The organism is Streptomyces sp. Da 82-17 (assembly GCF_046098215.1).
Classification (GTDB): domain Bacteria; phylum Actinomycetota; class Actinomycetes; order Streptomycetales; family Streptomycetaceae; genus Streptomyces.
Window position 1 is genome coordinate 348,475 of the sequence record NZ_JBJURH010000008.1, and the last position, 25,277, is coordinate 373,751.

Annotated in this window: 26 protein-coding genes; 14 read left to right on the forward strand and 12 right to left on the reverse strand. The window is 73.1% G+C overall.

Annotated elements, in window-relative coordinates; translation table 11 throughout:
• Window positions 1-891, reverse strand: coding sequence for a glycosyltransferase family 2 protein (locus tag ACIDOF_RS17075; RefSeq protein WP_409006721.1), 891 nt, complete (start codon window positions 889-891; stop codon window positions 1-3).
• A gap of 213 nt (window positions 892-1,104) precedes the next feature.
• Between ACIDOF_RS17075 and ACIDOF_RS17080 the strand changes: the two genes are divergently transcribed.
• The 3 genes from ACIDOF_RS17080 (at window position 1,105) to ACIDOF_RS17090 (ending at window position 3,503) form a co-directional block, all read left to right on the forward strand.
• Window positions 1,105-1,440: a nuclear transport factor 2 family protein gene (locus tag ACIDOF_RS17080; protein ID WP_409006757.1), complete on the forward strand. Its 336-nt coding sequence runs from the start codon at window positions 1,105-1,107 to the stop codon at window positions 1,438-1,440.
• Window positions 1,441-1,584: 144 nt separating this feature from the next.
• Window positions 1,585-2,217, forward strand: coding sequence for a TetR/AcrR family transcriptional regulator (locus ACIDOF_RS17085; protein WP_409006722.1), 633 nt, complete (start codon window positions 1,585-1,587; stop codon window positions 2,215-2,217).
• Between the two features lie 29 nt (window positions 2,218-2,246).
• Entirely contained in the window at window positions 2,247-3,503 is a 1,257-nt protein-coding gene (locus ACIDOF_RS17090) for a cytochrome P450 (RefSeq protein ID WP_409006723.1), read from the forward strand.
• A 36-nt stretch (window positions 3,504-3,539) separates the two neighbouring features.
• Here ACIDOF_RS17090 and ACIDOF_RS17095 read toward each other — a convergent pair whose 3' ends face one another.
• Window positions 3,540-4,430, reverse strand: a complete 891-nt coding sequence (locus ACIDOF_RS17095; protein ID WP_409006724.1) for a PhzF family phenazine biosynthesis isomerase — start codon at window positions 4,428-4,430, stop codon at window positions 3,540-3,542.
• 162 nt (window positions 4,431-4,592) lie between these two features.
• Entirely contained in the window at window positions 4,593-5,351 is a 759-nt protein-coding gene (locus ACIDOF_RS17100; RefSeq protein WP_409006725.1) for an SDR family oxidoreductase, read from the reverse strand.
• 133 nt (window positions 5,352-5,484) lie between these two features.
• Between ACIDOF_RS17100 and ACIDOF_RS17105 the strand changes: the two genes are divergently transcribed.
• Window positions 5,485-7,140, forward strand: coding sequence for an alkaline phosphatase D family protein (locus ACIDOF_RS17105; RefSeq protein WP_409006726.1), 1,656 nt, complete (start codon window positions 5,485-5,487; stop codon window positions 7,138-7,140).
• Between the two features lie 22 nt (window positions 7,141-7,162).
• On the opposite strand, the gene ACIDOF_RS17110 is transcribed toward ACIDOF_RS17105, so the two are convergent.
• Complete coding sequence (locus ACIDOF_RS17110) at window positions 7,163-8,146, reverse strand: Gfo/Idh/MocA family protein (RefSeq protein ID WP_409006727.1); 984 nt, start codon at window positions 8,144-8,146, stop codon at window positions 7,163-7,165.
• A gap of 218 nt (window positions 8,147-8,364) precedes the next feature.
• Here ACIDOF_RS17110 and ACIDOF_RS17115 point away from each other — a divergent pair, with 218 nt between their 5' ends.
• The 3 genes from ACIDOF_RS17115 to ACIDOF_RS17125 all read left to right on the forward strand — a co-directional run bounded on the left by ACIDOF_RS17115 (window position 8,365) and on the right by ACIDOF_RS17125 (window position 11,993).
• Window positions 8,365-9,726, forward strand: coding sequence for a Bcr/CflA family multidrug efflux MFS transporter (locus tag ACIDOF_RS17115; RefSeq protein WP_409006758.1), 1,362 nt, complete (start codon window positions 8,365-8,367; stop codon window positions 9,724-9,726).
• Window positions 9,723-10,826, forward strand: a complete 1,104-nt coding sequence (locus tag ACIDOF_RS17120; protein WP_409006759.1) for a serine hydrolase domain-containing protein — start codon at window positions 9,723-9,725, stop codon at window positions 10,824-10,826. Before ACIDOF_RS17115 ends, ACIDOF_RS17120 begins: the two co-directional genes overlap by 4 nt.
• Window positions 10,827-11,009: 183 nt before the next feature.
• On the forward strand, window positions 11,010-11,993 hold the full coding sequence (locus tag ACIDOF_RS17125; RefSeq protein WP_409006728.1) for a small ribosomal subunit Rsm22 family protein: 984 nt from the start codon (window positions 11,010-11,012) through the stop codon (window positions 11,991-11,993).
• An 18-nt stretch (window positions 11,994-12,011) separates the two neighbouring features.
• Here the strand turns inward: ACIDOF_RS17125 and ACIDOF_RS17130 are convergent, their stop codons facing one another.
• Window positions 12,012-13,046, reverse strand: a complete 1,035-nt coding sequence (locus tag ACIDOF_RS17130; protein WP_409006760.1) for a DUF4073 domain-containing protein — start codon at window positions 13,044-13,046, stop codon at window positions 12,012-12,014.
• A gap of 308 nt (window positions 13,047-13,354) precedes the next feature.
• Complete coding sequence (gene ddaH / locus ACIDOF_RS17135; RefSeq protein WP_409006729.1) at window positions 13,355-14,185, reverse strand: dimethylargininase; 831 nt, start codon at window positions 14,183-14,185, stop codon at window positions 13,355-13,357.
• 198 nt (window positions 14,186-14,383) lie between these two features.
• On the opposite strand from ddaH, the gene ACIDOF_RS17140 reads away from it, so the two are divergent.
• Window positions 14,384-15,019 (forward strand): TetR/AcrR family transcriptional regulator, encoded by a 636-nt coding sequence (locus tag ACIDOF_RS17140; RefSeq protein ID WP_409006730.1) that lies wholly within the window; start codon window positions 14,384-14,386, stop codon window positions 15,017-15,019.
• Between the two features lie 86 nt (window positions 15,020-15,105).
• On the opposite strand, the gene ACIDOF_RS17145 is transcribed toward ACIDOF_RS17140, so the two are convergent.
• Entirely contained in the window at window positions 15,106-15,996 is an 891-nt protein-coding gene (locus ACIDOF_RS17145) for a glycerophosphodiester phosphodiesterase (protein ID WP_409006731.1), read from the reverse strand.
• Between the two features lie 144 nt (window positions 15,997-16,140).
• On the opposite strand from ACIDOF_RS17145, the gene ACIDOF_RS17150 reads away from it, so the two are divergent.
• On the forward strand, window positions 16,141-16,869 hold the full coding sequence (locus ACIDOF_RS17150; RefSeq protein WP_409006732.1) for a bifunctional DNA primase/polymerase: 729 nt from the start codon (window positions 16,141-16,143) through the stop codon (window positions 16,867-16,869).
• Between the two features lie 121 nt (window positions 16,870-16,990).
• Here ACIDOF_RS17150 and ACIDOF_RS17155 read toward each other — a convergent pair whose 3' ends face one another.
• Entirely contained in the window at window positions 16,991-17,965 is a 975-nt protein-coding gene (locus tag ACIDOF_RS17155; protein WP_409006733.1) for a hypothetical protein, read from the reverse strand.
• 152 nt (window positions 17,966-18,117) lie between these two features.
• Here ACIDOF_RS17155 and ACIDOF_RS17160 point away from each other — a divergent pair, with 152 nt between their 5' ends.
• Window positions 18,118-18,792 (forward strand): PhzF family phenazine biosynthesis protein, encoded by a 675-nt coding sequence (locus ACIDOF_RS17160; RefSeq protein ID WP_409006734.1) that lies wholly within the window; start codon window positions 18,118-18,120, stop codon window positions 18,790-18,792.
• 112 nt (window positions 18,793-18,904) lie between these two features.
• Here ACIDOF_RS17160 and ACIDOF_RS17165 read toward each other — a convergent pair whose 3' ends face one another.
• Complete coding sequence (locus tag ACIDOF_RS17165; RefSeq protein WP_409006735.1) at window positions 18,905-19,561, reverse strand: heme oxygenase (biliverdin-producing); 657 nt, start codon at window positions 19,559-19,561, stop codon at window positions 18,905-18,907.
• A 162-nt stretch (window positions 19,562-19,723) separates the two neighbouring features.
• The gene (gene map, locus ACIDOF_RS17170; RefSeq protein WP_409006736.1) at window positions 19,724-20,581 is read right to left on the reverse strand and encodes a type I methionyl aminopeptidase; all 858 of its coding nucleotides are present in this window, start codon (window positions 20,579-20,581) and stop codon (window positions 19,724-19,726) included.
• Between the two features lie 82 nt (window positions 20,582-20,663).
• Between map and ACIDOF_RS17175 the strand changes: the two genes are divergently transcribed.
• Window positions 20,664-20,900, forward strand: a complete 237-nt coding sequence (locus ACIDOF_RS17175; protein ID WP_409006737.1) for a hypothetical protein — start codon at window positions 20,664-20,666, stop codon at window positions 20,898-20,900.
• A 4-nt stretch (window positions 20,901-20,904) separates the two neighbouring features.
• Here ACIDOF_RS17175 and ACIDOF_RS17180 read toward each other — a convergent pair whose 3' ends face one another.
• The gene (locus ACIDOF_RS17180; protein WP_409006738.1) at window positions 20,905-21,522 is read right to left on the reverse strand and encodes a hypothetical protein; all 618 of its coding nucleotides are present in this window, start codon (window positions 21,520-21,522) and stop codon (window positions 20,905-20,907) included.
• 145 nt (window positions 21,523-21,667) lie between these two features.
• Here ACIDOF_RS17180 and npdG point away from each other — a divergent pair, with 145 nt between their 5' ends.
• Window positions 21,668-22,396 (forward strand): NADPH-dependent F420 reductase, encoded by a 729-nt coding sequence (gene npdG, locus ACIDOF_RS17185; RefSeq protein ID WP_409006739.1) that lies wholly within the window; start codon window positions 21,668-21,670, stop codon window positions 22,394-22,396.
• A gap of 105 nt (window positions 22,397-22,501) precedes the next feature.
• Complete coding sequence (locus ACIDOF_RS17190) at window positions 22,502-22,687, forward strand: hypothetical protein (RefSeq protein ID WP_409006740.1); 186 nt, start codon at window positions 22,502-22,504, stop codon at window positions 22,685-22,687.
• Here ACIDOF_RS17190 and ACIDOF_RS17195 read toward each other — a convergent pair.
• Window positions 22,677-23,471: a site-2 protease family protein gene (locus ACIDOF_RS17195; protein ID WP_409006741.1), complete on the reverse strand. Its 795-nt coding sequence runs from the start codon at window positions 23,469-23,471 to the stop codon at window positions 22,677-22,679. The two genes, ACIDOF_RS17190 and ACIDOF_RS17195, sit on opposite strands and share 11 nt — an antisense overlap.
• 229 nt (window positions 23,472-23,700) lie before the next feature.
• Between ACIDOF_RS17195 and ACIDOF_RS17200 the strand changes: the two genes are divergently transcribed.
• The coding region (locus ACIDOF_RS17200) for a BTAD domain-containing putative transcriptional regulator (RefSeq protein ID WP_409006742.1) at window positions 23,701-25,277 on the forward strand (1,577 nt) is incomplete at its 3' end.

The following is a 25,277-nucleotide window of genomic DNA, read 5'->3' on the forward strand; positions in this document are numbered from 1 at the left end:
TCAGATCACCGGCGGTCGCCCCAACCGGGTCATCCGCCACGCGGTGCGCCAGCGCATCGGCCTTCGTTCGCCGCACGGCGTGCGTACCCCCTCCAGGAAGCCGGCCGCCCAGGCGCGCAGGCCGGCGCGTGAGGGGGTGCGGGCGAGGGTGAGGAGGGTCCACGTGGCCAGGTACACCGGGATCAGCGGGCGGGGGAGGCGGCGGCGGGCCAGCCAGACGCGGTTGCGGGCCGTCATGCGGAAGTAGACCGCGTGCCGTGCCGGGGACGTCTTGGGGTGCTGGAGCAGCAGGGCCGGTTCGTAGAGGATCTTCCAGCCCGCGTCCAGGGCGCGCCAGGCGAGGTCGGTCTCCTCGTGCGTGAAGAAGAAGTCGGCCGGCCAGTCGCCGGTCTCCGCGAGCATGCGCAGGGAGAAGGCGTGGCCGCCGCCGAGGAAGGTCGTGACGAGGCCGCGCCGCATCGGGTCGCCTGCGCGCAGCCGGGGCACGTGGCGGCGCTGCGTCTCGCCGTGCTCGTCGGCGATGCGGAAGCCGACGATGCCGAGCCGCGGGTCGCCCGCGAACAGATCGCGTACGCCGCGGAAGACGTCCTTGTCGACGAGGAGACCGTCGTCGTCCAGCTCGATCACCACGTCCACGTCGCCGAACTCGCGGAGCTTGCGCAGGGCGACGTTGCGGCCGCCCGGGCAGCCGAGGTTGTCGTCGAGCTCGATCACCGTCAACTCGCCGGGCAGGCCCGGGAATTCGGGCAGCGGCGAGCCGTTGCCGACGATCACGATCCGGTCGGGCGGCACGTCCTGGGCGGCGACCGACGCGAGCAGCGCGTCGACCTCGCGGGGCCGGTTGCCCATCGTCACGACGGCGACCCCGATACGGGGCTGGGTGAGGGGCACGGCGCCTCCGGGGGTGTGGACGGCAAGTTCGGTTGCGCGATGCTAGCCGTTCGCCCACCGGCCCTCTCACCGTCCAACTCCGTACCCCTCCCCACCCCCCGCCGCGAGCTTCGTGACGCGCCGCGAGCGGACCAAGGTCCGTGGGTCGGGTGGGGGATTGGTGTACGTCTCGGGCTGCCCTTGAAACCCAGCGAAGGAGTCCCAGTGAGCGAGATGAACGACGACGTCCTGCCGGTCGAGCTGCTCGCCGATCCCGCCGTACGCGCCTTCGTCACGGCGGTCAACGCCCAGGACAGGGAGGCCTTCGAGGATGCGCTCGCACCCGGCGCGACCATGTCGGACGACGGTACGGAGCGGGATCTCGCCGAGTGGACCGAGCGGGAGATCTTCGCCTCCAACGGCCGGATGGACGTCCTTAACCAGACGGACGACGGCCGTACTCTCGTCGCCCGCTATCGCAACGACACGTACGGCGAGATGCGGACCCGCTGGCAGTTCACCGTCGAAGGCGGCAAGGTCGCGCGGTTCGAGACGGGGCAGGCGTCCTGAGATGTCACGAGTTCCTTTTGTGCGAGTTCCTTTTGTGCAGCACTAGTTGACGACTCGTCAGTTCTGTGGGTTCCTCTCCCTGGCGCACTTATGTAGCCGGGCCGATATAACCGTCGGCCGTGCCCTGGGGGAGGGAGAGGACCCATGGCCCGTCATGCGCGAGAGCCGCGTCGTACGCAGGAGCAGCGGAAGGCCGAGACCCGGGGGCGGTTGATCGACGCCGCCGCCGAACTCTTCGCCACCAAGGGGTTCCACGCCGTCTCCGCCGAGGCCGTCGCGGACGCGGCCGGGCGTACCACCGGCGCCCTCTACAGCCACTTCGGCGGCAAGGAAGGGCTGCTGCTCGCCCTGCTCGACGTGTGGAAGGAACGCACCGCCGCCCGCCTCGCCCCCGACCTCGCCGCCGACCCCGACCCGGCCGCGCACGCCGCCGCGATGTGGCGCAGCGTCACCCGCCCCGCCGCCGACCGCGGCGACTCCTGGCTTCTGCTCGAACTGGAACTGTGGCTGCACGGCGCGCGCGACGCACAGGTCGGCTCGCCGCTCGCCCGCCGGTACGCGGAGATCCGCCGCGAGCTGGGCGAGGGCCTCGCCGACTGGGCCGCCGCCACCGGCCAGGCACTGCCCCGGCCGCCCGCCGAGACCGGCGCCCTCGTCCTCGCCGTCCTCCTCGGCTGCGCGCTGCAGCACCGCCTCGACCCGTCCGCCGTGCCCGAACGGCTCGTCGTGGAGGCGGTGTCGGGAGTGCTCGGAGCTCGTCCCGTACGCGATCAGTGAATTCGCCCCACTCCGAAGGGACCGCCGCCATGAACCCCATGAACCCCATGTCCCCCGTGATTCCTGTGCCCCCTATAGACCTGCTTGAAGACACCTGGGCCCGGGGCGTGCCGCACGAGCAGTTCGCGTGGCTGCGGCGCGAGGACCCCGTGCACTGGCACGAGATGCCCGGGGACGACGCCGGGTTCTTCGCCGTCACCCGGCACGCGGACGTCGTCGAGCTCAGCCGGGACCCGGAGCTGTGGTCCGTCGAGAGGGGTTCGTTCTTCGTACGGGACCAGCCGCCGGAGGCGTTGGAGAGCCTGGCGCTCACGCTCATCGGGATGGATCCGCCGAAGCACAGCCGCTACCGGCGGCTCGTCAACGCCGCGTTCGCGCCGCGGATGATCCGCAAGCTGACCGAGGACATCGAGCGCCGGGCCGACGCGCTCGCCGACCGGGTCACCGAGCGATGCGAACAGGGCGGCGGCGAGGTCGAGTTCGTGACGGAGCTGGCCGCGCGCCTTCCGTTGCAGGTGATCTGCGAGATGGTCGGCATCCCGGCCGCCGACGAGGACAAGATCTTCGACTGGTCCAACCGCATGGTCGGCTTCCAGGACCCGGACTTCCGTACCACCGAGGAGGACGGGCAGATCGCGGCGGCCGAGATCTACGGGTACTGCGACGCGCTGGCCGCCGCCCGCCTGAAGGAACCGCGCGACGACGTGATCAGTGCTCTCGTGCACGGCGAGGTCGACGGGGAGCGGCTCTCCGCGCACGAGATCGACATGTTCTTCGTGACGCTCTGCGTGGCCGGCAACGAGACCACCCGCAACCTCCTCGCCGGCACCCTGCTCACCCTCGTCGAGCACCCCGAGGCGCGCGCCGAGCTGGTCGCGGGCATCGACGACGACGCGCTGTGGGCCAGCGCCACCGAGGAGTTCCTGCGGTGGAACGGGTCCATCCACAACTTCCGGCGCACCGCGACCCGGGACACCGAGATCCGCGGCGTGCGGATCAGGGAGGGGCAGAAGGCGGTCCTCTACTACACCTCCGCCAACCGCGACGAGGCCGTCTTCGCCGACCCGGACGTCCTCGACCTGCGCCGCACGCCCAACGACCACCTGGCCTTCGGCGGCGGCGGCCCGCACTACTGCCTGGGCTCGGGCCTCGCCCGCACCGAGATCAAGTCGCTCGTACGGGCCCTGCTCCGCCGCTTCCCGCACGTCGAGCTGACGGGCGAGCCGCGGCGGATGCGGTCGGACTTCATCAACGGGATCAAATACCTGCCCGTCCGGTTCAGTTAGAGAGTTCGGCGGTCTGTTCCGCTGAACCCGGACGGTCTATTCCGAGATACGGACCGCTGTGCCCGCCACGTGGACGCGCGGGTCGCCGCCGCGCAGCGTCACCGTGAGCGTGCCGGGGCGGCCCATGTCCTCGCCCTGCCGGATGACGAACTCCGACTCCGCGCCGACCAGGCCGAGTTCCCGGGCGTACGCGCCGAAGGCCGCGGCCGCGGCGCCCGTCGCCGGGTCCTCGACCACACCGCCGACCGGGAACGGGTCGCGGGCGTGGAAGAAGCCGTCCGACTCCCGCCACACCAGCTGCAGCGTGGTCAGCCCGAGGCGCTGCATGAACGCCTCCAGGCGGGCGAAGTCGTAGTCGAGGTCGGCGAGGCGGGCGCGGGTGGCGGCGGCGAGCACCAGGTGGTCGTTGCCCGCGAACGCGATGCGCGGCGGCAGCGCCGGGTCGAGGTCGGACTCGGCCCAGCCGAGCGCGGCGAGCGCCTCGTCCAGGTCCGCCCGCGGTACGTCCTTCACGTGCGGCTCGACGCTGGTGAGCGTGGCGCGCAGCTCGCCGTCCACGTCGGCGACGCTGACCGGGACCGTGCCGGCGGGGGTCGCGAAGACGTAGTCGCCGGGGCCGCCGCCGTGCTGGGCGAGGGCCACGGCGGTGGCGACGGTGGCGTGCCCGCAGAAGTTGACCTCGTCCTTCGGGCTGAAGAAGCGCAGCGTGTACGCCCGGTCGCCGGCCTCGGCCAGGCCGGCGGGCGGTGCCGTGAGGAACGCCGTCTCGCTGTAGCCGAGTTCGGCGGCGATCGCCAGCTGCTCCGCGTCGTCCAGGCTGCTCGCGTCGAGCACGACTCCGGCCGGGTTGCCTCCGGCGGGGTCGGCGGAGAACGCCGTGTAGCGGAGGATGTCGGGGCGGGCGGTGGGTGCGGTGGATGCGCTCATATGCGGCTCAACCGGGTGGGGGGCGGTTGCATTCCCCCCCCCCCCGTGCCGGGTGCGTCGTCGTCTGCGGCTGCGTCGTGGTTGCTCGCGCAGTTCCCCGCGCCCCTGAGGTGCGCACTCCGTGCGGCACCTCCCCGTCCCGTACCGCCCCCGCGAGGCTCCTCAACCGCGGCCGATGAACGGCATGTTCGTGGCCATCACCGTGGCGAACTGGACGTTCGCCTCCAAGGGCAGCTCGGCCATGTGCCGGACCGTGCGGGCCACGTCGGCGACGTCCATCACCGGCTCCGCCGCCAGCTCGCCGTTGGCCTGCGGAATGCCGCGCTGCATCTGCTCGGTCATGTCGGTCGCCGCGTTGCCGATGTCGATCTGGCTGGTGGCGATCCGGTACGGGCGGCCGTCCAGGGAAAGCGACTTCGTCAGGCCCGTCATGGCGTGCTTGGTGGCCGTGTACGCCACGGAGTTGGGGCGCGGCACCTGCGCGGAGATCGAGCCGTTGTTGATGATCCGCCCGCCCTGCGGCGACTGGTGCTTCATCTGCCGGAACGCCGCCTGCGCGCACAGGAAAGCGCCGTTCAGGTTGGTGTCGACGACGTGCCGCCACGCCTCGTACGACAGCTCGTCCAGGGGAACGCCGCCGGGGCCGAACGTGCCGGCGTTGTTGAAGAGCAGGTCGATCCGGCCGAACCGGCCCTGGGCGGCGGCGAAGAGGGCCGCCACGTCCTCCTGCACCGCGACGTCGGTGCGTACGCACAGCACGTCGTCGCTCTGCGTGAGCGTCGCCGTCTCCTCCAGGGCCTCCGGGCGGCGCCCGGCGAGCGCGAGCGACCAGCCGCCGCGCGCCAGCTCCAGGGCGACGGCCCGGCCGATGCCGGAACCCGCGCCCGTCACGATCGCGATCTTCGTTTGCGCCTCGTTCATGGCCCCGCAGCGTACGGGACGCATGGCCATGCACCGCTCATCCGTCCGCCATTCGACTGTTGTGTACGCGACAGGCCACGGTCGTCGCGCCCCCGTCGAATGCCGCTGACAACAACCGTCAGGGGAGGGGCCGATGACAGTCGCAGCTCACGAAGCAGCCCGCAACGCCGCCCGCCGGACCGAGGAACTCCGCGCCGCAGCACGGCACTTGGGGCGCCGGCGGTTTCTCACCGTGACCGGCGCCGCCGCCGCGCTCGCCTTCGCCACCGACCTGCCCGGCGCCGGCGCCGCACACGCCGCAGAACTGGACGCACGGCGCATAACTGACGACCCGTTCACCATGGGCGTGGCCTCCGGCGACCCCCAGCCCGGCAACGTGGTCCTGTGGACCCGCCTCGCCCCCGAGCCCTTCGAGGCCGACGGCGGACTGCCCGCCCAGCGCGTCGGCGTCGACTGGGAGCTCGCCCACGACGAGCGCTTCACCCGGATCGCCAGACGCGGATCGGTCACCGCACACCCCGAGTTCGGCCACTCCGTGCACGTCGAGGTCGACGGCCTGGACGCCGGCCGCGTCTACTACTACCGCTTCCGCACCGGCAGTTGGATCAGCCCGGTCGGCCGCACCCGCACCGCGCCCGCCCGCGCCGCGGAGATCTCCGCGCTGAAGCTCGCCGCCGTCTCCTGCCAGGCGTACCACGACGGCTACTTCACGGCGTACGGCCATCTCGCCCAGGACGACGTCGACCTGGTCCTGCACCTCGGGGACTACCTCTACGAGTACGCCGTGAACTCCGTCGGCGGCGCCCGCAACTACACCGACCGCGTGCTGCCCGCGCACTTCAACCGGGAGACGGTCACGCTCGACGACTACCGGATGCGGTACGGCCTCTACAAGTCCGACCCCGACCTGAAGGCCGCGCACGCCGCGCACCCCTTCCTCGTCACCTGGGACGACCACGAGACCGAGAACAACTACGCGGACGACATCCCGGAGAACTCCGTGCCGCCCGAGGAGTTCCTGGTCCGCCGGGCCGCCGCGTACCGCGCGTACTGGGAGAACCAGCCGCTGCGCTCCCCGCAGCAGCCGTCCGGGCCCGACATGCAGCTCTACCGGCGCCTGCACTGGGGCCGCCTCGCCCAGTTCGACATCCTCGACACCCGCCAGTACCGCTCCGACCAGGCGTACGGCGACAAGGCGCACCCGGCCGGGCCCGAGACGGACGACCCGAAGCGCACCATCACCGGGGCCACGCAGGAGCGCTGGCTGCTCGACGGCTGGCGGCAGTCGCAGGCACTGTGGAACCTGCTGCCGCAGCAGGTCGTCGTGTCCCAGCGGGCGTTCGACCTCACGGAGACGCCGAAGCTGTCCATGGACGCCTGGGACGGCTACCGCGCCTCGCGCACCCGGGTGCTCGACGGGGCGCGCGCCGCGGGCATCGAGAACCTGATGGTGCTCACCGGCGACGTGCACCGCGGCTACGCCTTCGACATCAAGCAGGACTTCGACGACCCGGACTCGAAGACGCTCGGCACGGAGATCGTCGCGACCTCCATCGCCAGCGGCAAGGACGGCGAGGACAAGCCAGCGACCTGGGACACGTACATGCAGGCCAACCCGCACCTGAAGTTCTTCAACGGGCGGCGCGGCTACGTCACGGTGGACCTCGGCACCGAGTCCGCGCGGGCCGACTTCAAGACGGTCTCCGCGGTGACGGTGCCGGGCGCGCCGATCTCCACGGCGGCGTCGTTCGTCACGGAGGCGGGCGACCCGGGGCTGAAGCCCGCGTAACTCCCTTGCCGGGCGGTGCAGTTCACTCGCCGGGATAGCGGACGCCGATGCGGTCCCGTACCGCGTCGAGCGTCCGCATGACGGCGAGGGTGCCGTCGAGCGGGACGAGCGGGGACTCCCGCTCGCCCGCCCGCAGGCAGCGCATGACCTCGGCGGCCTCGTGCCGGAGCGAGTCCCGCGGGCCCTCGCCGGTGAACTCCTCGGGCTCGCGGCCCGGCCGGTGCAGCACGAAGCGGTCCGGGTAGAAGAAGCCGTCCGGGACGTCGATGCGGCCCCGGGAGCCGGTGACGGACGCCGAGACCGGGGTCGCCGCGTCGAGAGAGCAGTGCAACACGGCGTGAGCACCGCTCTCCCAGGAGAGCAGCATTCCCGTACGCAGATCGATGCTCTCCTCCGAGAGCACCGCTCTCGCCGTGATGTCCGAGGGCTCCCCGAGCAGCAGATGCGCGAACGACACCGGGTACACCCCGAGGTCGAGCAGCGCACCCCCGCCCTGCTTCGGGTCGCGCAGCCGATGAGAGGGCGGGAAGGGACCGGCGAGCCCGAAGTCGGCCTCCACCGTGCGGACTTCACCGATCGCGCCGTCCGCGACCAGCTCCCGCAGCCGCCGGATCAGCGGATGGCAGTACATCCACATGGCCTCCATCAGGAAGCCGCCGCGCGCCCGCGCGAGCCCCACCAGCTCCTCGGCCTCCCGGGAGTTCAGCGTGAACGCCTTCTCGCACAGCACAGCACGCCCCGCCTCCAGGCACAGCCCGGCGGCCTCGCGGTGCGCCGAGTGCGGCGTCGCCACGTACACCACGTCGACGTCCGCGTCCGCCGCCAGCGACGCCCAGTCCCCGTACGCCCGCGGTATCCCGAAGCGGTCGGCGAAGGCCCGCGCGCCGTCCCGCGTGCGCGAGGCGACCGCGACCACCTCCGCCTCCGACGGCATGTCGAGCAGCTCCGCCGTGAACCGCTCGGCGATCCAGCCGGTGGCGAGCACTCCCCACCGCACACGCCCCATCCGGTGCCTCCCCCTGCCCTGTCGTCCCGCCCGACGGCCGCACGACGGCCGCCCGACGGCCGTACGCCGTCCCGTGCCACGTCCCGTACGCGGACTGGTCTCGACCACGCGACCGAGCTGAGAGCATAGGGAGCCGAGGCGACTATGGGGAGGGGTTGAGGCACGTGACGGCTGTGGACCGACGTTCCGCGGGACGCAGGGAGCCGGATCCGGAGCCGGTGCCGGGGCCCGAGCCGGAAGGCGCAGCTGACGGCGGCCGGGCGGCGGCGCGGCGCACCGGGCTCCTCACCACGTTCCTCCTCGGCGGACTCACCGCCGTACCGCCGCTGTCCATGGACATGTACCTGCCGGCGCTCCCGGAGGTCACCCGCAACCTGACCGCGCCCGCCGCCACCGTGCAGCTCACCCTCACCGCCTGCCTCGCCGGGATGGCGCTCGGGCAGCTCGTCGTCGGGCCGATGAGCGACCGCTGGGGACGCCGCCGCCCGCTCCTCGTCGGGCTGCTCGTCTACATCGTCGCCACCGCGATCTGCGCGGCCGCGCCCGGCGTCGAACTCCTCGTCGCCTTCCGCCTGTTGCAGGGCCTCGCCGGGGCCGCGGGCATAGTGATAGCCCGCGCCGTCGTGCGCGACCTGTACGACGGCGTCGACATGGCCCGGTTCTTCTCCACCCTGATGCTGATCTCCGGCGTCGCCCCGATCGTCGCGCCGCTCGTCGGCGGCCAGGTGCTCCGCTTCACCGACTGGCGCGGCATCTTCGTCGTCCTCACCGTCATCGGCATCGCCCTCACCGCCCTCGTCTGGCGCCGCCTGCCCGAGACCCTCGCCCCCGAGCGGCGGCACTCCGGCGGGGTCGGCGAGGCGCTGCGCACCATGCGCGGCCTCTTCGGCGACCGGGTCTTCGCCGGGTACACGCTGACCGGCGGCTTCGCCTTCGCGGCTCTCTTCGCATACATCTCGGCCTCCCCGTTCGTCGTGCAGGAGATCTACGGCGCCTCCCCGCAGACCTTCTCGCTGCTGTTCGGGGTCAACTCGGTCGGCCTGATCCTCGTCGGGCAGATCAACGGCAAGATCCTCGTCGGCCGCGTCCGGCTCGACCGGGTCGTCGGGCTCGGCCTCGCCGCGATCACCCTCGCGGCGACGGCCCTGCTCCTGCTCACGGCCGGGGTGTTCGGGGACGCGCGGCAGATCGGGCTCGTGCCGGTCGCGGCGGGCCTGTTCGTCCTCATGTCCGCGATGGGCGTCACCCTGCCCAACACCAACGCCCTCGCTCTGCTCCGCGCCCCGCACGCCGCGGGCTCCGCGTCCGCGCTGCTCGGCACGTCGTCGTTCCTGGTCGGCGCGATCGCCTCCCCGCTGGTGGGCGTCGCGGGCGAGCACACGGCGGTGCCGATGGCGGTGGTCCAGCTGTCCTGCGCGGTCCTCGCGGCGGCGTGCTACCTGCTGCTGTGCAGGCCTTGGAGGGAGCGGGCGGAGGGGACGCCTCCGGGTTCGGCGCCGACGCCTTCGGGTTCGACGTCGACGCCTTCGGGTGCGGCTCCTTCGGGCACGGCCGGTCGCACCGAGGAGGCGGACCACTGACCCCGCCACGGCTGCGCACCGGCCCGCCCGAGCGGGCCGGGCTCGACCCCGAACCCCTGCGGCGGCTCGTCGACGACGTGCGGGCGCTGCCCGGCACGTGGTGCGCGGGCGTCGTCGCGGTCGCCGGGCGCGGCCCGGTCGTCGCCGTCGAGGAGGCGGCCGGGCACGCGGTCCGGTACGCCGCGGGCGGCGCGGAGCTCCCCGAGCACCGGCGCGTACGGACGACCCTCGGCACGCCCTTCGACCTCGCCTCGCTCACCAAGCTGTTCACGGCCGTCGCCGCCGTCCAGCAGATCGAACGCGGCACGCTCGGCATCGACGCCAGGATCTCCGCGTACGTCCCCGAGCTCACCGCGGCGGCCGAGCACGGCCTCACCGTGCGCCACCTGCTCACCCACACCTCGGGGCTGCGGCCCGAACTCCCGCTGTACGCCTGCCCGGACCGGGCGGCGATGCTCGCGGCGCTGCGCACGGAGGAGCCGGTCGCCGAGCCGGGCGGGGCGTATCTGTACTCCGACCTCAACATGCTGCTGCTCCAGCAGGTCCTGGAGCGCATCACCGGCCGCCGCCTCGACGCGCTGGTCCGGGACGGCATCACCCGGCCCCTCGGCATGCGCGCCACCGGCTTCGGCCCCTGCCCGTTCGCCGCCGCGACCGAGGACCAGCGCACCCCCCGCGCCAAGCTGGACCGAGGCATGGTCCGCGGCGTGGTGCACGACGAGAACGCGTACGCGCTCGGCGGGGTCGCCGGGCACGCGGGCCTCTTCTCCACGGCGCACGACCTGGCGGTGTTCTGCCGCACGCTGCTCGGCGGCGGGGCGTACGGGCCCGCGCGGATCCTCGGCCCCGACTTCGTCGACCTGCTGCTGCGCCCGCCGGGGCTCGGGTTCCTCGTCGACAAGCCGTGGTTCATGGGCGAGCTGGCGGGGATCGGTGCGGCGGGCCACACCGGCTTCACGGGCACGTCCCTGGTCCTCGACCGGGCCACGGACACGTTCCTGATCCTCCTGGCGAACACGGTCCACCCGGCCCGCCCGGCCCGCCCGGACAGCACGCCGAGGGCACAGGCGGCGACCTGGCTGGCACGAGCGGTCCGCTGAGGGTGCCCCGATAGGGGCGCGGGGAACGGCGCGAGCAACCACGACGAAAGCCGCAGCCGAACAAAGAGCGCCGCAGGCTTTCGGGAAGGGGCGGGGAGGGGAAAACTTCGAGCCCGAAGGGCGAGGCGGGGCCCGGGGGCGGAGCCCGCCGGGGGTGCCGGGGGCGCGGGTACGATTCCCCAGGTGAACGCCCAACCCCTCACCCCCGCGGAAGCGCTCCGCAGCGCCCTCGCGGGACTGCTCGACGGACTGCCGCCCAAGCAGGCCGCACAGGCCGTCGAGCGACTGATCGCCAACTACCGCGGCCGCACCCCGACCGACGCCCCCGTGCTGCGGGACCGCTCGGACGTCGCGGCGTACGCGGCGTACCGCATGCCCGCCACCTTCGAGGCCGTCCGCTCCGCGCTCGACGCGTTCGCGGCCGCCGCGCCCGCGGGCTGGACGCCGGGCAGCCATGTCGACATCGGCGGCGGCACGGGCGCGGCGACCTGGGCGGTCAGCGCGACCTGGCCGCAGGAACGCCCCGTCACGGTCCTCGACTGGGCGGAGCCCGCCCTTGCCCTGGGGCGTGAACTGGCCGAGTCCAACCCCCTGTTGAACAACGCGCGCTGGCAGCGCTCTCGTATCGGAGCGGCGCTCACGGTCGAGAGCACTGCTCTCGTCACGATCTCGTACGTCCTCGGCGAGCTCACCGCGGACGACCGCGCCTCGGTCGTCGACGCCGCCGCCGACGCCGCCGAGACCGTCGTCGTCATCGAGCCCGGCACCCCCGACGGCTACGCCCGCGTCATCGAGGCCCGGGACCGTCTGATCGCCGCCGGTCTGCACGTCGCCGCGCCCTGCCCGCACAGCGCGGCCTGCCCCATCGAGCCCGGCAAGGACTGGTGCCACTTCTCCGCCCGCGTCAGCCGCTCCTCCCTGCACCGGCAGGTCAAGGGCGGGTCCCTGGCGTACGAGGACGAGAAGTTCAGCTATGTCGCCGCCACCCGCCTCCCGGTCGCCCCGGCCCCGTCCCGCATCGTCCGCAAGCCGCAGATCCGCAAGGGGCAGGTGCTGCTCGACCTCTGCCTGCCGGAGGAGGAGCTGGCCCGTACGACGGTGACGAAGCGGCACGGGGCGCTCTACAAGGCGGCCCGGGACGCGGAGTGGGGCGACGCCTGGGAGTAGTGGCGCCAAGCCCGGGCCTCAGATCGTGGTGTGCAGCGGCACCGTGATCTGCTTGATCCAGGCGGACTTCGCGAAGTCCCGGGCCCGTACGACGACCCGGTCGCGGTACACGTCCACCTGCAGCCCCTGGTTGAACGTGCCCGGCACGGTCACCTCGCCGCCGGTGCCGTTGTCGGTCCAACCGGTCTGGATCGCCCCGGTGTTGACGACGTTGAAGCCCTCCGGGTTGGCGGTGCCGGGCACCACGCGCCGTACGTACCAGTCGGACAGGTTGAGGTCCCAGTGCGTGTGGCCGCAGAACAGGAACGCGTCGCGGTGCCGGCCGAGGAGGGCGAGGAGCCGGTCGGCCTGGAGGTAGTCCTTCAGGTACAGCTTGTTGCGGCTGCCGGAGACCGTGTTCGGCAGCGGGTGGTGCGTCACGACCATGACCGGCCTGCGCCTGCCCTGCCAGTACCGGAGCCGGTCCTCCAGCCAGGCGAACTGCTCGTCGCTGAGCCAGACTTCGTCCCAGAGGGCGGAGTCGTGGTAGTGCATGTACTTCTCGGTGCCGATGGCCAGGACGGGGATGCCGCCGAAGTCGTGCTCGGCGTACACCTTGTTGCGTCCGGCGAACGTGTAGAAGCTCTTGAACAGCGAGTCCTCGGTGGTGCCGTTCGGCCAGGTCGACTGGGCGAGCGTGTCGGGGTCGGCCCACTTCGGCACGTAGAACTCGTGGTTGCCGATGGCCCAGGCGGTCCGCGGCAGCGTGTGCTTCGCGAAGGCGCGGGTGACCTCCGCGTACTCGAAGTCGTAGCCCCGCGGGGTGATGTCACCGGCCACGGCGATGCCGGAGCTGCGCGGGTTGACCGCGGACAGGTCCTTCAGGGCCACGTCCAGGTCGGCCAGGTCGCCCTGGATGTCGCTGATGACGTTGAACCGGGTGACGAGCCCGGCGTCGGCGGCCGGAGCGCCCGCCGCGGCGGACGCAGGGGAGGCGGCGGAGGCCGGTATCTGCGCGGCGGCGCCGAGCGCGACGGCGCCGACGGCCGTGGTGAGAACGGATCTGCGGTCCAAGGAGCTGCGGTCCAGGGATCTGCGGTCCAAGGAGCTGCGGTCCAGGGATCTGCGGTCCAGGGATCTGCGGTCCACGGGTGGTCCTTTCGGGACGGGACAGGAAGGGACAGGACAGGAAGGGACGGGACAGGGAAAGGCGAGGCGGCCGGCGGTCAGGAGTGTCCCGTCCGCCGACCGCCCCGCCCAGGGTTCGGTCCAGACCCGTTAGTGATACGTGACCTCAGGGGCGTCGCTGTGGCGGGCCGATGGCGGCCCGATGAACGCCGCCCCCGCCGGCAGCGCCGTCCCTGCCGCCAGCGCCGCCCCCGCTAGCAACGCAGTTCCTGCGTGCAGCACTTGACGCTGCCGCCGCCCTTGAGCAGCTCGCCCAGGTCCATCCCGATCGGCTCGAAGCCGCGCTCCCTGAGCGGCTCGAACAGCCCGACGGCCGCCTGCGGCAGCAGTACGTGCCGCCCGTCCGACACCGCGTTCAGGCCGAGCGCGGCCGCGTCCCGCTCCTCGGCGATCAGCGCGTCCGGGAACAGCCGCCGCAGCACCGCCCGGCTGCCGGGCGAGAACGCGCCGGGGTAGTACATGACCGCGTCGCCGGAGTCGGTCGAGTCGTCGAGCACGGCGAGCGCGGTGTCGAGGTGGTAGTAGCGCGGGTCGACCAGGTCGAGGCCGATCACCGGCCGCCCGAAGAACTCCTGCGCCTCGCCGTGCGACAGCGGGCTGGCCCGGAAGCCGCGCCCGGCGAGGACGTACGAGGCGGTGACGGCGAAGTCGCCCTCGCCCTCGTTGATGTGCACCGGCTCGCACAACTCGCCCTCGGCGAAGCCGTGTTCACGGAACCAGTCGAGGTGCGCGGCGGCCTCGGCGGCGCGCTCGGCATGGGCGAAGCGGGCGCCGAGCACCCGGCCGTCGATCACGGTCGCGCCGTTGGCGGCGAACACCATGTCCGGCAGCTCGGGGCGGGGGGTGAGCTCCTCGACGGTGTGGCCGAGCGAGCGGTAACGCTCCCTGAGGTCCTCCCACTGCGCGACGGCCAGGGACACGTCGACGGGCTTGGTGGGATCCATCCACGGGTTGATGGAGTACGTGACCTTGAAATGCGCGGGTGAGCACATCAGGTAGCGCCGGGGTGTGGCGTGACGAGGCAATGAGGGCTCCTCACGGTCGGCGGAACGGCCGGGTGTCGGCCGCTCGGATGCTGCCCATGGTCCGCCGTCGGGAGCCCTCCGTCGCGACGGCGAACGGGTTGTTTTCCGTACGTGCCGCCCGAGTTCACGGTGCCCGTGACCATCACCGCCCAACCGAGACGATACGTATCGCCTCATCTCGCTGCTACATTCGACGCCATGGCGACCAAGACAGCCCCCGACTCATCGCGGCGCAGCGAGCGCTCGCGCCGTGCCATCTACGACGCCGCCCTCGCCCTGATCAGCGAGGTCGGATACGCGAAGACGACCATCGAAGGCATCGCCGCCCGCGCCGGCGTCGGCAAGCAGACGATCTACCGCTGGTGGTCCTCGAAGGCCGAGGTGCTCCTCGAAGCCTTCGTCGACCTCGGCGAGCGCAGCATGGCCGAGGCCGCCGAAGCCGCCGGGGTCGACCCGGAGGAGGTCCGCTCCCTGCCCGACAGCGGGGACCTCGCGGCGGATCTGAAGGAAGTCCTGCGCGCCACCGTCGACGAGCTCAAGGACCCCACGTTCGAGATCCCGTACCGCGCGCTCGCCGCCGAGGGGATCATCAACCGCGAACTCAGCGCCCGCGTCGTCGAGCAGCTCCTCGAACCCGGACTGCAGCTGTACGTCGCCCGGCTGCGCGCCGCCCAGGAGACCGGCGAGCTGCGCGCCGACCTCGACCTGCGGATCGCCCTCGAACTCTTCATCTCGCCGATCGCGCAACGCTGGCTGCAGGGCACCGGCGAACTCACCCACGCCTACGCGGACACCCTCGTCGACTACGCCCTGAGCGGCCTCGGCCCCCGCTGAGCCCCCTGCCCCGTCGTCCGGTCACCGGTCCCCGCCGAGCGCCTCGCCCGTCGTCCGGCCCTGCCGCCCGCCCCGTCGTCGTCCGGTCACCAGCCCCCGCCGGCCGTGCGCGCCCGCGCCTGCACCAGCGTCGGCGTGCGGGCGAGGAGGCCGGGGGCGTTGGTGATCACGCCGTCGCAGCCGAGGCGCAGCACCCGGTCCCGCTGCTCGGCCGTGTTCACCGTGTGCGCCCACACGTGCGGGATGCCCGAGCGGACCGCGCGCGCCAGGTCCTCGTCGCGGGCTTTGTAGTCCACGTCCAGGACATCCACGTACGACCGCCACTCGCTCGGCTCGTCGTGCCTCAACTGGGCGGCGCTGCGCCAGAGTTGGGTGCGCAGGCCGAGCTCGTGGGCGCGCCTGGCCTCCTCCGGCCAGTGCGAGTTGACCAGGACGGAACGGGTCAGGCCGCGCTCCCGCAGCATCCGCGCCAGCGGTACGAGCCCGTCCCTGTCCTTGAGCTCCAGGAGCAGCACCACCCGCCCGCCGAACCGGTCGAGGACCTCCGCCACCGTCGGCGGGCGCTCCGGCCGCCAGGCGTTCCGCAGCGAGCGGCGCGGGGTGAGCCGTACGTCCCGCCACTCCTTCGCGGTGAGCGCGCGGACCGGGCCCTTCCGGTCGGTCGTACGGTCGAGGGTCGCGTCGTGCATCGCCACCAGCGTGCCGTCGCTCAGCATTCGCGTGTCCACGTCCAGCACCTGGGCCGTGCCCCGCTCGTACGCCGCCACGAGCCCGGACATGCTGTTCTCGGGCACTTCGAGGGCGCCGCCGCGATGCGCCGTGTACACGACGCGGGGGAGGGCCTCGACGGTGAGGGGACCGCCGGAGCTCCATTCGAGGGGGGCGGTCGGGCCGCTCGGGGTGACGGAGGTCAGGTGGCCCGCCAGGGCGAGTGCGGTGATGACAGCGGGTGCAGCCAGGGTGACCATGCCGACCAAGGTAGGCAGATATGTCCGGACTCGCCCGTCATCGACACCCAAGGCCTCGCATCGCCCCCGGTACCCCGGATGAGGAGTGCGGCCACCCGAGGCGCAGGATGGTGGCACCATGGACGGACGGGACGAAGCAAGGTGAGGGGATAGATGGGCGCGGAGTTCGGCCGTCGGACCGGCGGACAGAGCAGGTTTTCCCAGTGGCTGCGCACCCGCCGCCCCAAGGACACGGGCGACGACGGCAGCCGAGAGGCCCTGCTCCTCGCCGCGGCCCAGGCAGGCCTGCCGCTCGCCCCGGCCGCGCACCCGGCGGGTTACCGCTGCTCCTGCGACCGCATCGGCTGCCCCACGCCCGCCCGGCACCCGATCTCCTTCGCCTGGCAGACGCAGTCCACGACCGACCGCGCGCAGATCCAGCGCTGGGCCGAGCACCAGCCCGAGGCCAACTTCATCACCGCCACCGGCATGGTCCACGACGTGCTCGACGTCCCGGTCGAGGCCGGGCGCAGCGCCCTGGAGCGGCTGCTCGCCGAGGGTGTCGAGGTCGGCCCCGTCGCCGAGTCCGGCGGGGACCGCATGATGTTCTTCACCGCGACCCGCGGCACCCCTGAGGACGAGGACGAGTGGTGGCCCTGTGAGCTGGACTGCCACCCCGAGACGATGGACGAACACCCCGGCCTGCGTTGGCACTGCCGGGGTTCGTACGTTCTGGTGCCGCCCGCGCGGCTGCCCGGCGAGCTCGACGTCCACTGGGTGCGCGGCCCCGAGCACCCGCTGCCCGAGCCGCTGACCCTCCTCGAGGCGCTCACCGACGCGATCGCGCAGCACACGGACGCGGACGCGGAGCCGGAGAGCGCGGCCTGGCCCCTGCGCGGCTGAGCACGCGCGGGCCGCGACGAGAGCAACGGCCGCGCGCGACGGACCCACGTACGAAAGGCGCCCGGAGGACCGATCCTCCGGGCGCCTTCGCCGTAGCGGCCGCGGGCCGACTCCCGTGCGGCTACTCGCCCTTGGCGCCCGTGAGCCCCTGCACCCGGTTCAGCACCTGGACCTGCGAGGTGGACGCGCCCTTCGGCGGTACGACGACGGTCTGGCCTGCCGCGTACTCCAAGGTGACCGCGCTCTTCGCGTCGCCGGTCATCAGCGCGCGCACGTCCGGGCCGATGCGCAGGTTCAGGCCCTCGGCCGCGGTGCGCTTCTCGAAGTGGCGGGTGGAGAAGAAGACGAGCGCGCCGCCGTTCTCGGTGCGCAGGCCGACCGGCGCGAAGTCGCCCGAGTTCTGCGGCTCGTCGATGTACTGCGTGGCCAGGCCGAGGCGCTTCGCGGCCTTCTCGCGCTGGGTGCGCCACGTCGAGGTGTACGGGCCCGCCTGGAAGGTCTCGCCGCCCGCCTTCAGGTAGGAGGCGTACTCCTTGCTGAGCTTCTGCGGGGCGACGGCCAGCTTCGGGTCGTCCACGTCGACCGGCTCGGCGAAGCCGTCCTTGTCCTTCTTGAACTCGGGCATCTTCGCGGGCGGCACGAACGCCAGGTACGAGGCCTCCCACGGCAGGTCGATCCCGTCGCGGGTGAAGACCATCACCCAACGGAAAGAGCCGTTCCGGTCCTTGTTGCTGTCGGTGTCCGCGACGAACCAGCGCGGCCAGCCGGCCTGCTTCGGGATCGTGAACTTGGCGTCGGTCAGCTTCAGGGGCGCGGACGGCGGCTGCTCGTCGCCGTCCTTCTTCCGCTCCGCGCGCGCCTTCAGGCCGGCCTGGTTGATCGCGCCGAACGGCCCGGTGACCACCTTCGCGTCCTTGGCCGGATCGGCCTCGGCCTCCGCCTTGTTGTACGCCTTCGTGAAGTCCTTCAGCGCACGGGCGGCCTCGGCCTTCGTCGCCGCGGGCAGGATCTCCCGCTCCCCGTGCACCGTCACGCACCCGCTCGCCGTCACGGACAGCACCGTCACCGCCGCTGCCGCCGCGGCCGGCCGACTCACCCTGCGCAGCCTGCTCATCGCTTGCTTTTCGCTCCGCTCCAACTGCCGCCACTGACGGTCGGAACCCTACCGGGGACGGGAACCGCACAAGCGCCCGGATCCGATACAGAGCCCACACCGTGACCTGGACGCCCGGATGCTTCAATGCCCCGGTGACTTCGCCGACAGCTGGGCCAGAACCGATCGAACCCGACGTGCTCCGCGTCTTCTGCGGCCCCGACGGGCGGTACGGCAACGCCCTCGGCGTCGTCCGCGACGGCGGCACCGTGCCCGGGCGGGAGGCACGCCAGGAGCTGGCCCGCCGACTCGGCTTCAGCGAGACCGTGTTCGTCGACGACGACGAGCGCGGCGTCGTCGACATCTACACGCCGAGCGCCCGCCTGCCCTTCGCCGGGCACCCCTGCGTGGGCACGGCCTGGCTCCTCGACCTGCCCGAACTCCGCACGCCCGCAGGGGTGGTGACGGCACGTCAGGACGGCGAGTTCAGCTGGATCACGGCCCGCCCCGAGTGGGCCCCGGACCGCACCCTGCGGCAGTACCGCTCGGCCGCGGAGGTGGACGCCCTGGACGTGCCGCCGCCCGGTGCGTGGATCTACGCCTGGGCGTGGGAGGACGAGGCGGCGGGACGTGTCCGGGCCCGTGCGTTCCCCGGGCGCGGGGACGGCGTCGACGAGGACGAGGCGACGGGGGCGGCGGCGCTGCTCCTCACGGCCCGGCTCGGGCGTGCGCTCAACATCACGCAGGGCGCGGGCAGTCAGATCCTCACGGCGCCTGCCCCGGGCGGGGCGGTGGAGGTGGGCGGTCGGGTGCTGCTCGTCGGCACCTGATTTCTCCCCTCCCCGCCCCTTCCCGAGAGCCTCCGGCGGTGTTCGTTCGTCTGCTGCGCCGTCGTGGCTGGTCGCGCAGTTCCCCGCGCGCCCCTATCGGGGCCCGCCCGACTCACGCGCTGAGCGGGAACTCCTCGCCCAGCGCCCGGAACACGGCAGTGTTCAACGCGAACGCCCGCTTGCACTCGTCCACGATCCGCATCTTCTCCAGATCGTCCACCGGCACCCCGTCCAGCAGCTCGCGGTAACCCCGCTTGAACGCGGCCGGGTTGGCGATGTCCGCGAAGACGTAGAAGCGGACGCCGTCGCCCTTGCGGGCGAAGCCCCACGTCTTCTCCGCCTTGTCGCGGATGATCTGGCCGCCGGACAGGTCGCCGAGATAGCGCGTGTAGTGGTGGGCGACGAAACCGCCGGGCCAGCTGCGGGCGCACTCGGCGACCCGGTCCGCGTACGCCTTTGTCGCGGGCAGCGGGCGCAGGCCCTCGTGCCAGGCGTCGGCGCCGCCGTGCAGATGCGCCAGGTCCCGCTCCAGCTCGGCGGTCCGCATCAGCTCGGGGCGGATGAACGGGCCCGCCACCGGGTCGTCGCGGAGGGCCTCGGCGCCGTCCTCCAGGGCGCGGTACACGAACCAGAGCTGTTCGGTGTAGCGGCGGTACGCGTCCACGCCGAGTTTCCCGCCGAGCAGGTCGCTCATGAACGTCGAGGTCTCGGCCTCGGTGTGCGCCTCGTGGGACGCGGTGCGGATGAGCGTCGAGAACGGCGTGTCCACGGGGGAACCTCCGGTGCCGAAGCGGGCGGGAACCAGCACCGATCCTTCTGCTTAGGCATGCCTAAGTCAACCGGTTCCCGACGACCTGTCGGTAAAGGAGTTCCCGACAGGTCGTCGGTAAAACGTTCGTGCGAAAAACGGCGCTCCCGACACGGCCCGGGCTCAGGGCAGCGTGAGGATGTCCGCTCCGGTGTCCGTCACCACGAGCGTGTGCTCGAACTGCGCGGTCCGCTTCCGGTCCTTGGTGACCACGGTCCAGCCGTCGTCCCACATGTCGTACTCGTGCGTGCCGAGCGTCAGCATCGGCTCGATCGTGAACGTCATGCCCGGCTGCATCACCGTCGTCGCGTGCGGGCTGTCGTAGTGCGGCACGATCAGGCCGGAGTGGAACGACGAGTTGATGCCGTGGCCGGTGAAGTCCCGCACGACGCCGTAGCCGAAGCGCTTCGCGTACGACTCGATGACCCGGCCGATGATGTTGATCTGCCGGCCCGGCTTGACCGCCTTGATCGCCCGGTTGGTGGCCTCCCGGGTCCGCTCCACCAGGAGCCTCGACTCCTCGTCCACGTCACCGCACAGGTACGTGGCGTTGTTGTCGCCGTGCACGCCGCCGATGTAAGCCGTCACGTCCAGGTTCACGATGTCGCCGTCGCGCAGCACCGTGGAGTCCGGGATGCCGTGGCAGATGACCTCGTTGACCGAGGCGCACAGCGACTTCGGGAAGCCGCGGTAGCCCAGCGTGGACGGGTACGCGCCGTGGTCGCACATGAACTCGTGCGCCACCTCGTCCAGCTTGTCCGTGGTGACGCCCGGCTCGATGTGCTTGGCGGCCTCGGCCATGGCCTGCGCCGCGATACGGCCCGCGATCCGCATCAGCTCGACGGTCTCCGGGGTCTGCACCTCCGGGCCGGAGTACGGCGTGGGGGCGGGCTTGCCCACGTACTCGGGACGGCGGATGTTGCCGGGGACGGAACGGGTGGGAGAGAGCTCCCCTGGTACGAGCAGCGACTGGCCAGACATGCCAGTGAGTGTATCCAGCGGACTTGGGGCACGATGGCGGCGGAACCTACCTCGGGCAGACGCAGGAAGAGAGGGGTCCGTGATGGCCCTGTTCAAGAAGCGCACGGTCGGAAAGCCGGGGGAGTGGTACTACTGCCTCGAACACAAGAAGGTCGAGGAAGGGCCCGACTGTCCGGGCAAGGACCGCTTCGGCCCGTACGCCACGCCCGAAGAGGCGGCGCACGCCATGCAGACCGCCCAGGAACGGAACCTGGAGTGGGAGACCGACCCGCGATGGCACGACCGCAAGGGCGACGCCGACGCCCCGGAATCCGAGTAGGGCCTCACCAGCGGGCCGGCGGCGGCTCCGTCAGCTGATCCGCGAGCCGCGACAGCCGGTCCCGGAAGCTGCGCCGGCCGCGCGGCGCCGGCGCGGGCAGCGAGTTCTCGCCGGCCGCCGCGCTCACCAGGTGCTGCACCGTGTCCAGGTCGAGCTCCGGCTCCTCCGGCACGGTCAGCGCCTCGTGCGCGAGCCGGTGCAGATCGTGGCCGCCCGCCGCGCCCGCCTCCAGGGCCAGCACCGTCGCCCCCGCCCGGCGGGCGTCGTGCACCCGCTCCAGGAGGCCGCCGCCCGGGTCGTCCGGCGCCACCACGAGCAGCGTCTCGCCGCGCCGCGCCGCCTCGATCCGGCCGAGCCCCACCGACAGGTGCGCCGGATCGCCCGGCCGCACCCGGTGCCGTACGAGCGTCGGCCGCAGCTCCGGCGTGCCCGACCAGGCGGCCTCGTCGACGAGGTGCGCGGCCAGATGCCACGGCTCGTACCCGGCCGTGCCCACGAGCAGGAGGCCGCCGCCGTGCGGCACCACCGAGCCGCGCAGCGCACCCGCGAAGCGGCGGGTGGCGCCCGGCCATTCCGTTCCGGCGAGCACTTCGCGCAGCAGCGCGACCCGTACGGCGTCCATGGCCCCGCATCCTGCCGCCCGCGCCGCCCGCCCGTCCGGCACTTCCGCCAACTCGGCGGCACGGCACGGCGGTTGGGGCGCGGAGTTCGCACACGGGTGTGGATTTCGTACGGCAGTGCCTCCTACCGGCAAGTATCGTCGCCGTATGACTTCCCCTGATGCTGCTCAAGACGGTGCGCCGAAGGCGCAGGGCAAGGCTCCCGCCAAGGACCCCTGGGACCTTCCCGACGTGTCCGGACTCGTCGTCGGCGTGCTCGGCGGCACCGGCGACCAGGGCCGCGGCCTCGCCTACCGGCTGGCCCGCGCCGGCCAGAAGGTCGTCATCGGCTCCCGCGCCGCCGAACGCGCGCAGGCCGCCGCCGACGAGCTGGGCCTCGGCGTCGAGGGCGCCGACAACGCCGAGTGCGCCCGCCGCTCCGACATCGTGATCGTCGCCGTGCCGTGGGACGGGCACGCCAAGACCCTGGAAGCGCTGCGCGAGGAGCTCGCCGGGAAGCTCGTCGTGGACTGCGTGAACCCGCTGGGCTTCGACAAGAAGGGGGCGTACGCCCTCAAGCCCGAGGAGGGCAGCGCCGCCGAGCAGGCCGCCGCGCTGCTCCCGGAGTCCCGTGTCACCGCCGCCTTCCACCACCTGTCGGCCGTGCTGCTGCAGGACGAGTCGATCGAGGAGATCGACACCGACGTGATGGTGCTCGGCGAGGCCCGCGCCGACACCGACGTCGTGCAGGCGCTCGCCGCCCGCATCCCCGGCATGCGCGGCGTCTTCGCGGGCCGGCTGCGCAACGCCCACCAGGTGGAGTCCCTGGTCGCCAACCTGATCTCCGTGAACCGGCGGTACAAGGCGCACGCGGGCCTGCGCGTCACGGACGTCTAGGCGCGGTACGGGGCGAGGCGGGGCATGGGGGACACTGGACGGCGGACGCGTCGCCCGCACGACGGGCCCGTACGAACCGCACGTCACCGGACAGGAGCCGACCCCATGCCCCGCCTCGCTCTGTACGCCCTCGTCGTCTGCGTTCTCTCCGCCGTCGCGGCCGTCGTGTCCTTCGTCGAGGGCAGCTGGCTCGGCATCGTGTGGGTGCTGATGGCCGGGCTCTCGTCGAACATGGCCTGGTACTACCTGCGCAAGGCGAAGGCCGAGCGGGCGGCGGCGGTCAGCGGCTGACGCAGACCGGGGTGTCCGCTTCCCAGAAGCGGTAGATGTTCTGCCCGCAGTACGAATCCAGCTCCTCGATGCCGAGGAGGCGCAGGAGGGCGTCGATCGCGTCGAAGAACGCGATGTTCACGGCCGGGATCCACAGCACGGCGAAGACCGCGAGCAGCCCGAACGGAGCGAACGGCTCCACCTGGCGGCGGACGCTCCGCGACAGCCACGGCTCGATCACCCCGTACCCGTCGAGACCCGGCACCGGCAGGAAGTTCAGCAGCGCCGCCGTGACCTGCAGCAGCGCGAGGAACGCCAGCGCGTACCGGAACACCGGCGGCACGCCCGCGAGCGCGTCCAGCCAGAAAGGCGCCGTGCACACCACCGCGAACGCGACGTTGGTCAGCGGGCCCACCGCCGAGATCAGGCTGTGCCGCCAGCGGCCCCTGATCCGGCTCCGCTCGATGAACACGGCGCCGCCGGGCAGCCCGATCCCGCCCATGATCACGAAGACGACGGGCAGCACGATGCTCAGCAGCGCGTGCGTGTACTTCAGCGGGTTCAGCGTCAGATAGCCCTTCGCGCCGATGGTGATGTCCCCGCTGTGCAGGGCGGTACGGGCGTGCGCGTACTCGTGCAGGCAGAGGGAGACGACCCAGGCGCCGGTCACGAAGAGGAACACCGCTAGGCCCGTGTTGTCGGCGAACCCCGTCCACACGGCCCACCCGGCCGCGGCGGTCACGGCGACGATGCCGAGGAAGACGGGGCTGATGCGGCGGTCGCGGCGTCGGATGGCGGTCGTCATGGGCGGGGCTCTCCTCGGTGAGGCGGGGTGCCGGGTGGCGGTGGGGCATGTCGGGCCGGGTGGCGGTGGGCATGTCGGGTCGGATGGCGGTGGGGCTGTCGGGTCGGGTGGCGGACGGCTCGGTGACGGTGATCGCCCTCCGGGCTCGTCCTCAAACGCCGGACGGGCTCCGGGATGGGGAGGGCGGGCTCGGGCGCGGCGGGTCCGGCCGGTTGGGGAGAATGGGCGGGTGCGTTACTCCATCCTCGGCACCACCCGGGCGGTCCGTGCCGACGGCGCCGCCGTCGCCGTCGGCGGGCCGCGGCTGCGCGCCCTGCTCACCGTGCTCGCGCTGCGCGCCGGACGGGCCGTGCCGGTCGGGCAGCTCGTGGCCGCCGTGTGGGACGGCGACGAGCCCGCCGACGCCACCGCCGCGCTGCAGGCCCTCGTCGGACGGCTCCGCCGGTCGCTCGGGCGGGCGGCCGTCGAGTCGGCGGACGGCGGGTACCGGCTCGCCGCCGCCCCGGACGACGTGGACGCACACCGTTTCGCCCGCCTCGCCGCGGAAGGGGCCCGCGCGCTCGCCGAGGGCGATCCGGCCGAGGCCGCCGCGCTGCTCGACGAGGCCCTGGACCTGTGGCACGGCCCCGCCCTCGCCGACCTGCCCGACCGCACCGCCGACGCCGCCCGCCTCGACGCCCGCCACCTGGACGCCCGGCGCGCCCGCCTCGCCGCGGCGCTGGCCCTGGGGCACGCGGAGCAGTCCCTGCCCGAGCTGACCGCCCTGTGCGCGGAGCACCCCCTCGACGAACCCCTCCACTCCCTCCGCCTCCGCGCCCTCCGCGACGCGGGCCGACCGGCGGAGGCGCTGGCGGCGTACGAACAGATCCGCACCGACCTGGCCGACCGCCTCGGCACGAACCCGGGCCCCGAACTGGCAGCGCTGTACGCGGAGTTGCTGACGGCCCCGAGCGGCACGGGACCCGACGCGTACGGCAGCGTCGCCTCCGGGAGCGGTTTCGGGAGTACGGCGACGGCTACGGCCGTCGCCGACGGTTCGGACGGGCAGGCCGCTGCCTACGGTGCTGGCCCCGTGGGGCCGACGGGTCCGGGCGCCCCCGGGCCGGGCGGGCGTGGCTCTGCTGCTGTCGGGCGGGGGGCCTCCGGCGGTGGCGTGGAGGGTGTGGGCGCGCACGGCACTGGGCCCGTGGGCCCGGGCCTCCGGGGTGCGGAGGGCGCAGCCCCGGGTGGCTCCGGCTTGGGGGTGGCGGCTTCGGCGGCACCTGGTCGGGCGGGCGTCGGGTCGGGTGCGGGCGCCGGTGTGGAGGGCGCGGCCCCGGGTGGCTCCGGCTTGGGGGTGGCGGCTTCGGCGGCACCTGACCCGGAGGGCCTCGGGTCGGGGGCGGGCGTCGGCTCGGCTGCGCGCGGTTCGGGTGCGGGGGCCGGGATGGCGGTCCCCGGTGCCGGTGCCGAGGACGCCGCCGGTGCCGCGGCCCAGGTCGCCCCCGGCTCCGGCTTCGGCCCCTCGGTCGCGTACGGGTCCGCTGCCGTCGCCCCGGCCGAGCCGGACTCCGCCTCCGCAGCCGCCGGTTCGGGGCCCGCCGGTGACGGGCCCACCGGTCCTGGGCCCGCGGGGCCCGCGCCCGCCGACCCCTTCGGCCGTACCCCCGCCGCCCCCGTCAGTGGCTCAACTCCGCGCCGGCCAGGGGCAGTTGCTGCCACCCCCGGGCACACCGGCGACGGGGCCGCCGCCCCCGGGCCCACCGGCCCTGGGCTCGCCGGCCCCGCGCCCGCCGACCCCTTCGGCCGTACCACCCCCGCCCCCGC

What these genes read in the sequence shown, in the direction of transcription:
- ACIDOF_RS17080 (WP_409006757.1), top strand. Translation starts at nt 1,105, where the DNA reads ATGAACGACGACGTCCTGCCGGTCGAGCTGCTCGCCGATCCCGCCGTA.
- ACIDOF_RS17085 (WP_409006722.1), top strand. Translation starts at nt 1,585, where the DNA reads ATGGCCCGTCATGCGCGAGAGCCGCGTCGTACGCAGGAGCAGCGGAAG.
- ACIDOF_RS17090 (WP_409006723.1), top strand. Translation starts at nt 2,247, where the DNA reads ATGAACCCCATGAACCCCATGTCCCCCGTGATTCCTGTGCCCCCTATA.
- ACIDOF_RS17095 (WP_409006724.1), bottom strand. Translation starts at nt 4,430, where the DNA reads ATGAGCGCATCCACCGCACCCACCGCCCGCCCCGACATCCTCCGCTAC.
- ACIDOF_RS17100 (WP_409006725.1), bottom strand. Translation starts at nt 5,351, where the DNA reads ATGAACGAGGCGCAAACGAAGATCGCGATCGTGACGGGCGCGGGTTCC.
- ACIDOF_RS17105 (WP_409006726.1), top strand. Translation starts at nt 5,485, where the DNA reads ATGACAGTCGCAGCTCACGAAGCAGCCCGCAACGCCGCCCGCCGGACC.
- ACIDOF_RS17110 (WP_409006727.1), bottom strand. Translation starts at nt 8,146, where the DNA reads ATGGGGCGTGTGCGGTGGGGAGTGCTCGCCACCGGCTGGATCGCCGAG.
- ACIDOF_RS17140 (WP_409006730.1), top strand. Translation starts at nt 14,384, where the DNA reads ATGGCGACCAAGACAGCCCCCGACTCATCGCGGCGCAGCGAGCGCTCG.
- ACIDOF_RS17150 (WP_409006732.1), top strand. Translation starts at nt 16,141, where the DNA reads ATGGGCGCGGAGTTCGGCCGTCGGACCGGCGGACAGAGCAGGTTTTCC.
- map (WP_409006736.1), bottom strand. Translation starts at nt 20,581, where the DNA reads ATGTCTGGCCAGTCGCTGCTCGTACCAGGGGAGCTCTCTCCCACCCGT.
- ACIDOF_RS17175 (WP_409006737.1), top strand. Translation starts at nt 20,664, where the DNA reads ATGGCCCTGTTCAAGAAGCGCACGGTCGGAAAGCCGGGGGAGTGGTAC.
- ACIDOF_RS17180 (WP_409006738.1), bottom strand. Translation starts at nt 21,522, where the DNA reads ATGGACGCCGTACGGGTCGCGCTGCTGCGCGAAGTGCTCGCCGGAACG.
- npdG (WP_409006739.1), top strand. Translation starts at nt 21,668, where the DNA reads ATGACTTCCCCTGATGCTGCTCAAGACGGTGCGCCGAAGGCGCAGGGC.
- ACIDOF_RS17190 (WP_409006740.1), top strand. Translation starts at nt 22,502, where the DNA reads ATGCCCCGCCTCGCTCTGTACGCCCTCGTCGTCTGCGTTCTCTCCGCC.
- ACIDOF_RS17195 (WP_409006741.1), bottom strand. Translation starts at nt 23,471, where the DNA reads ATGACGACCGCCATCCGACGCCGCGACCGCCGCATCAGCCCCGTCTTC.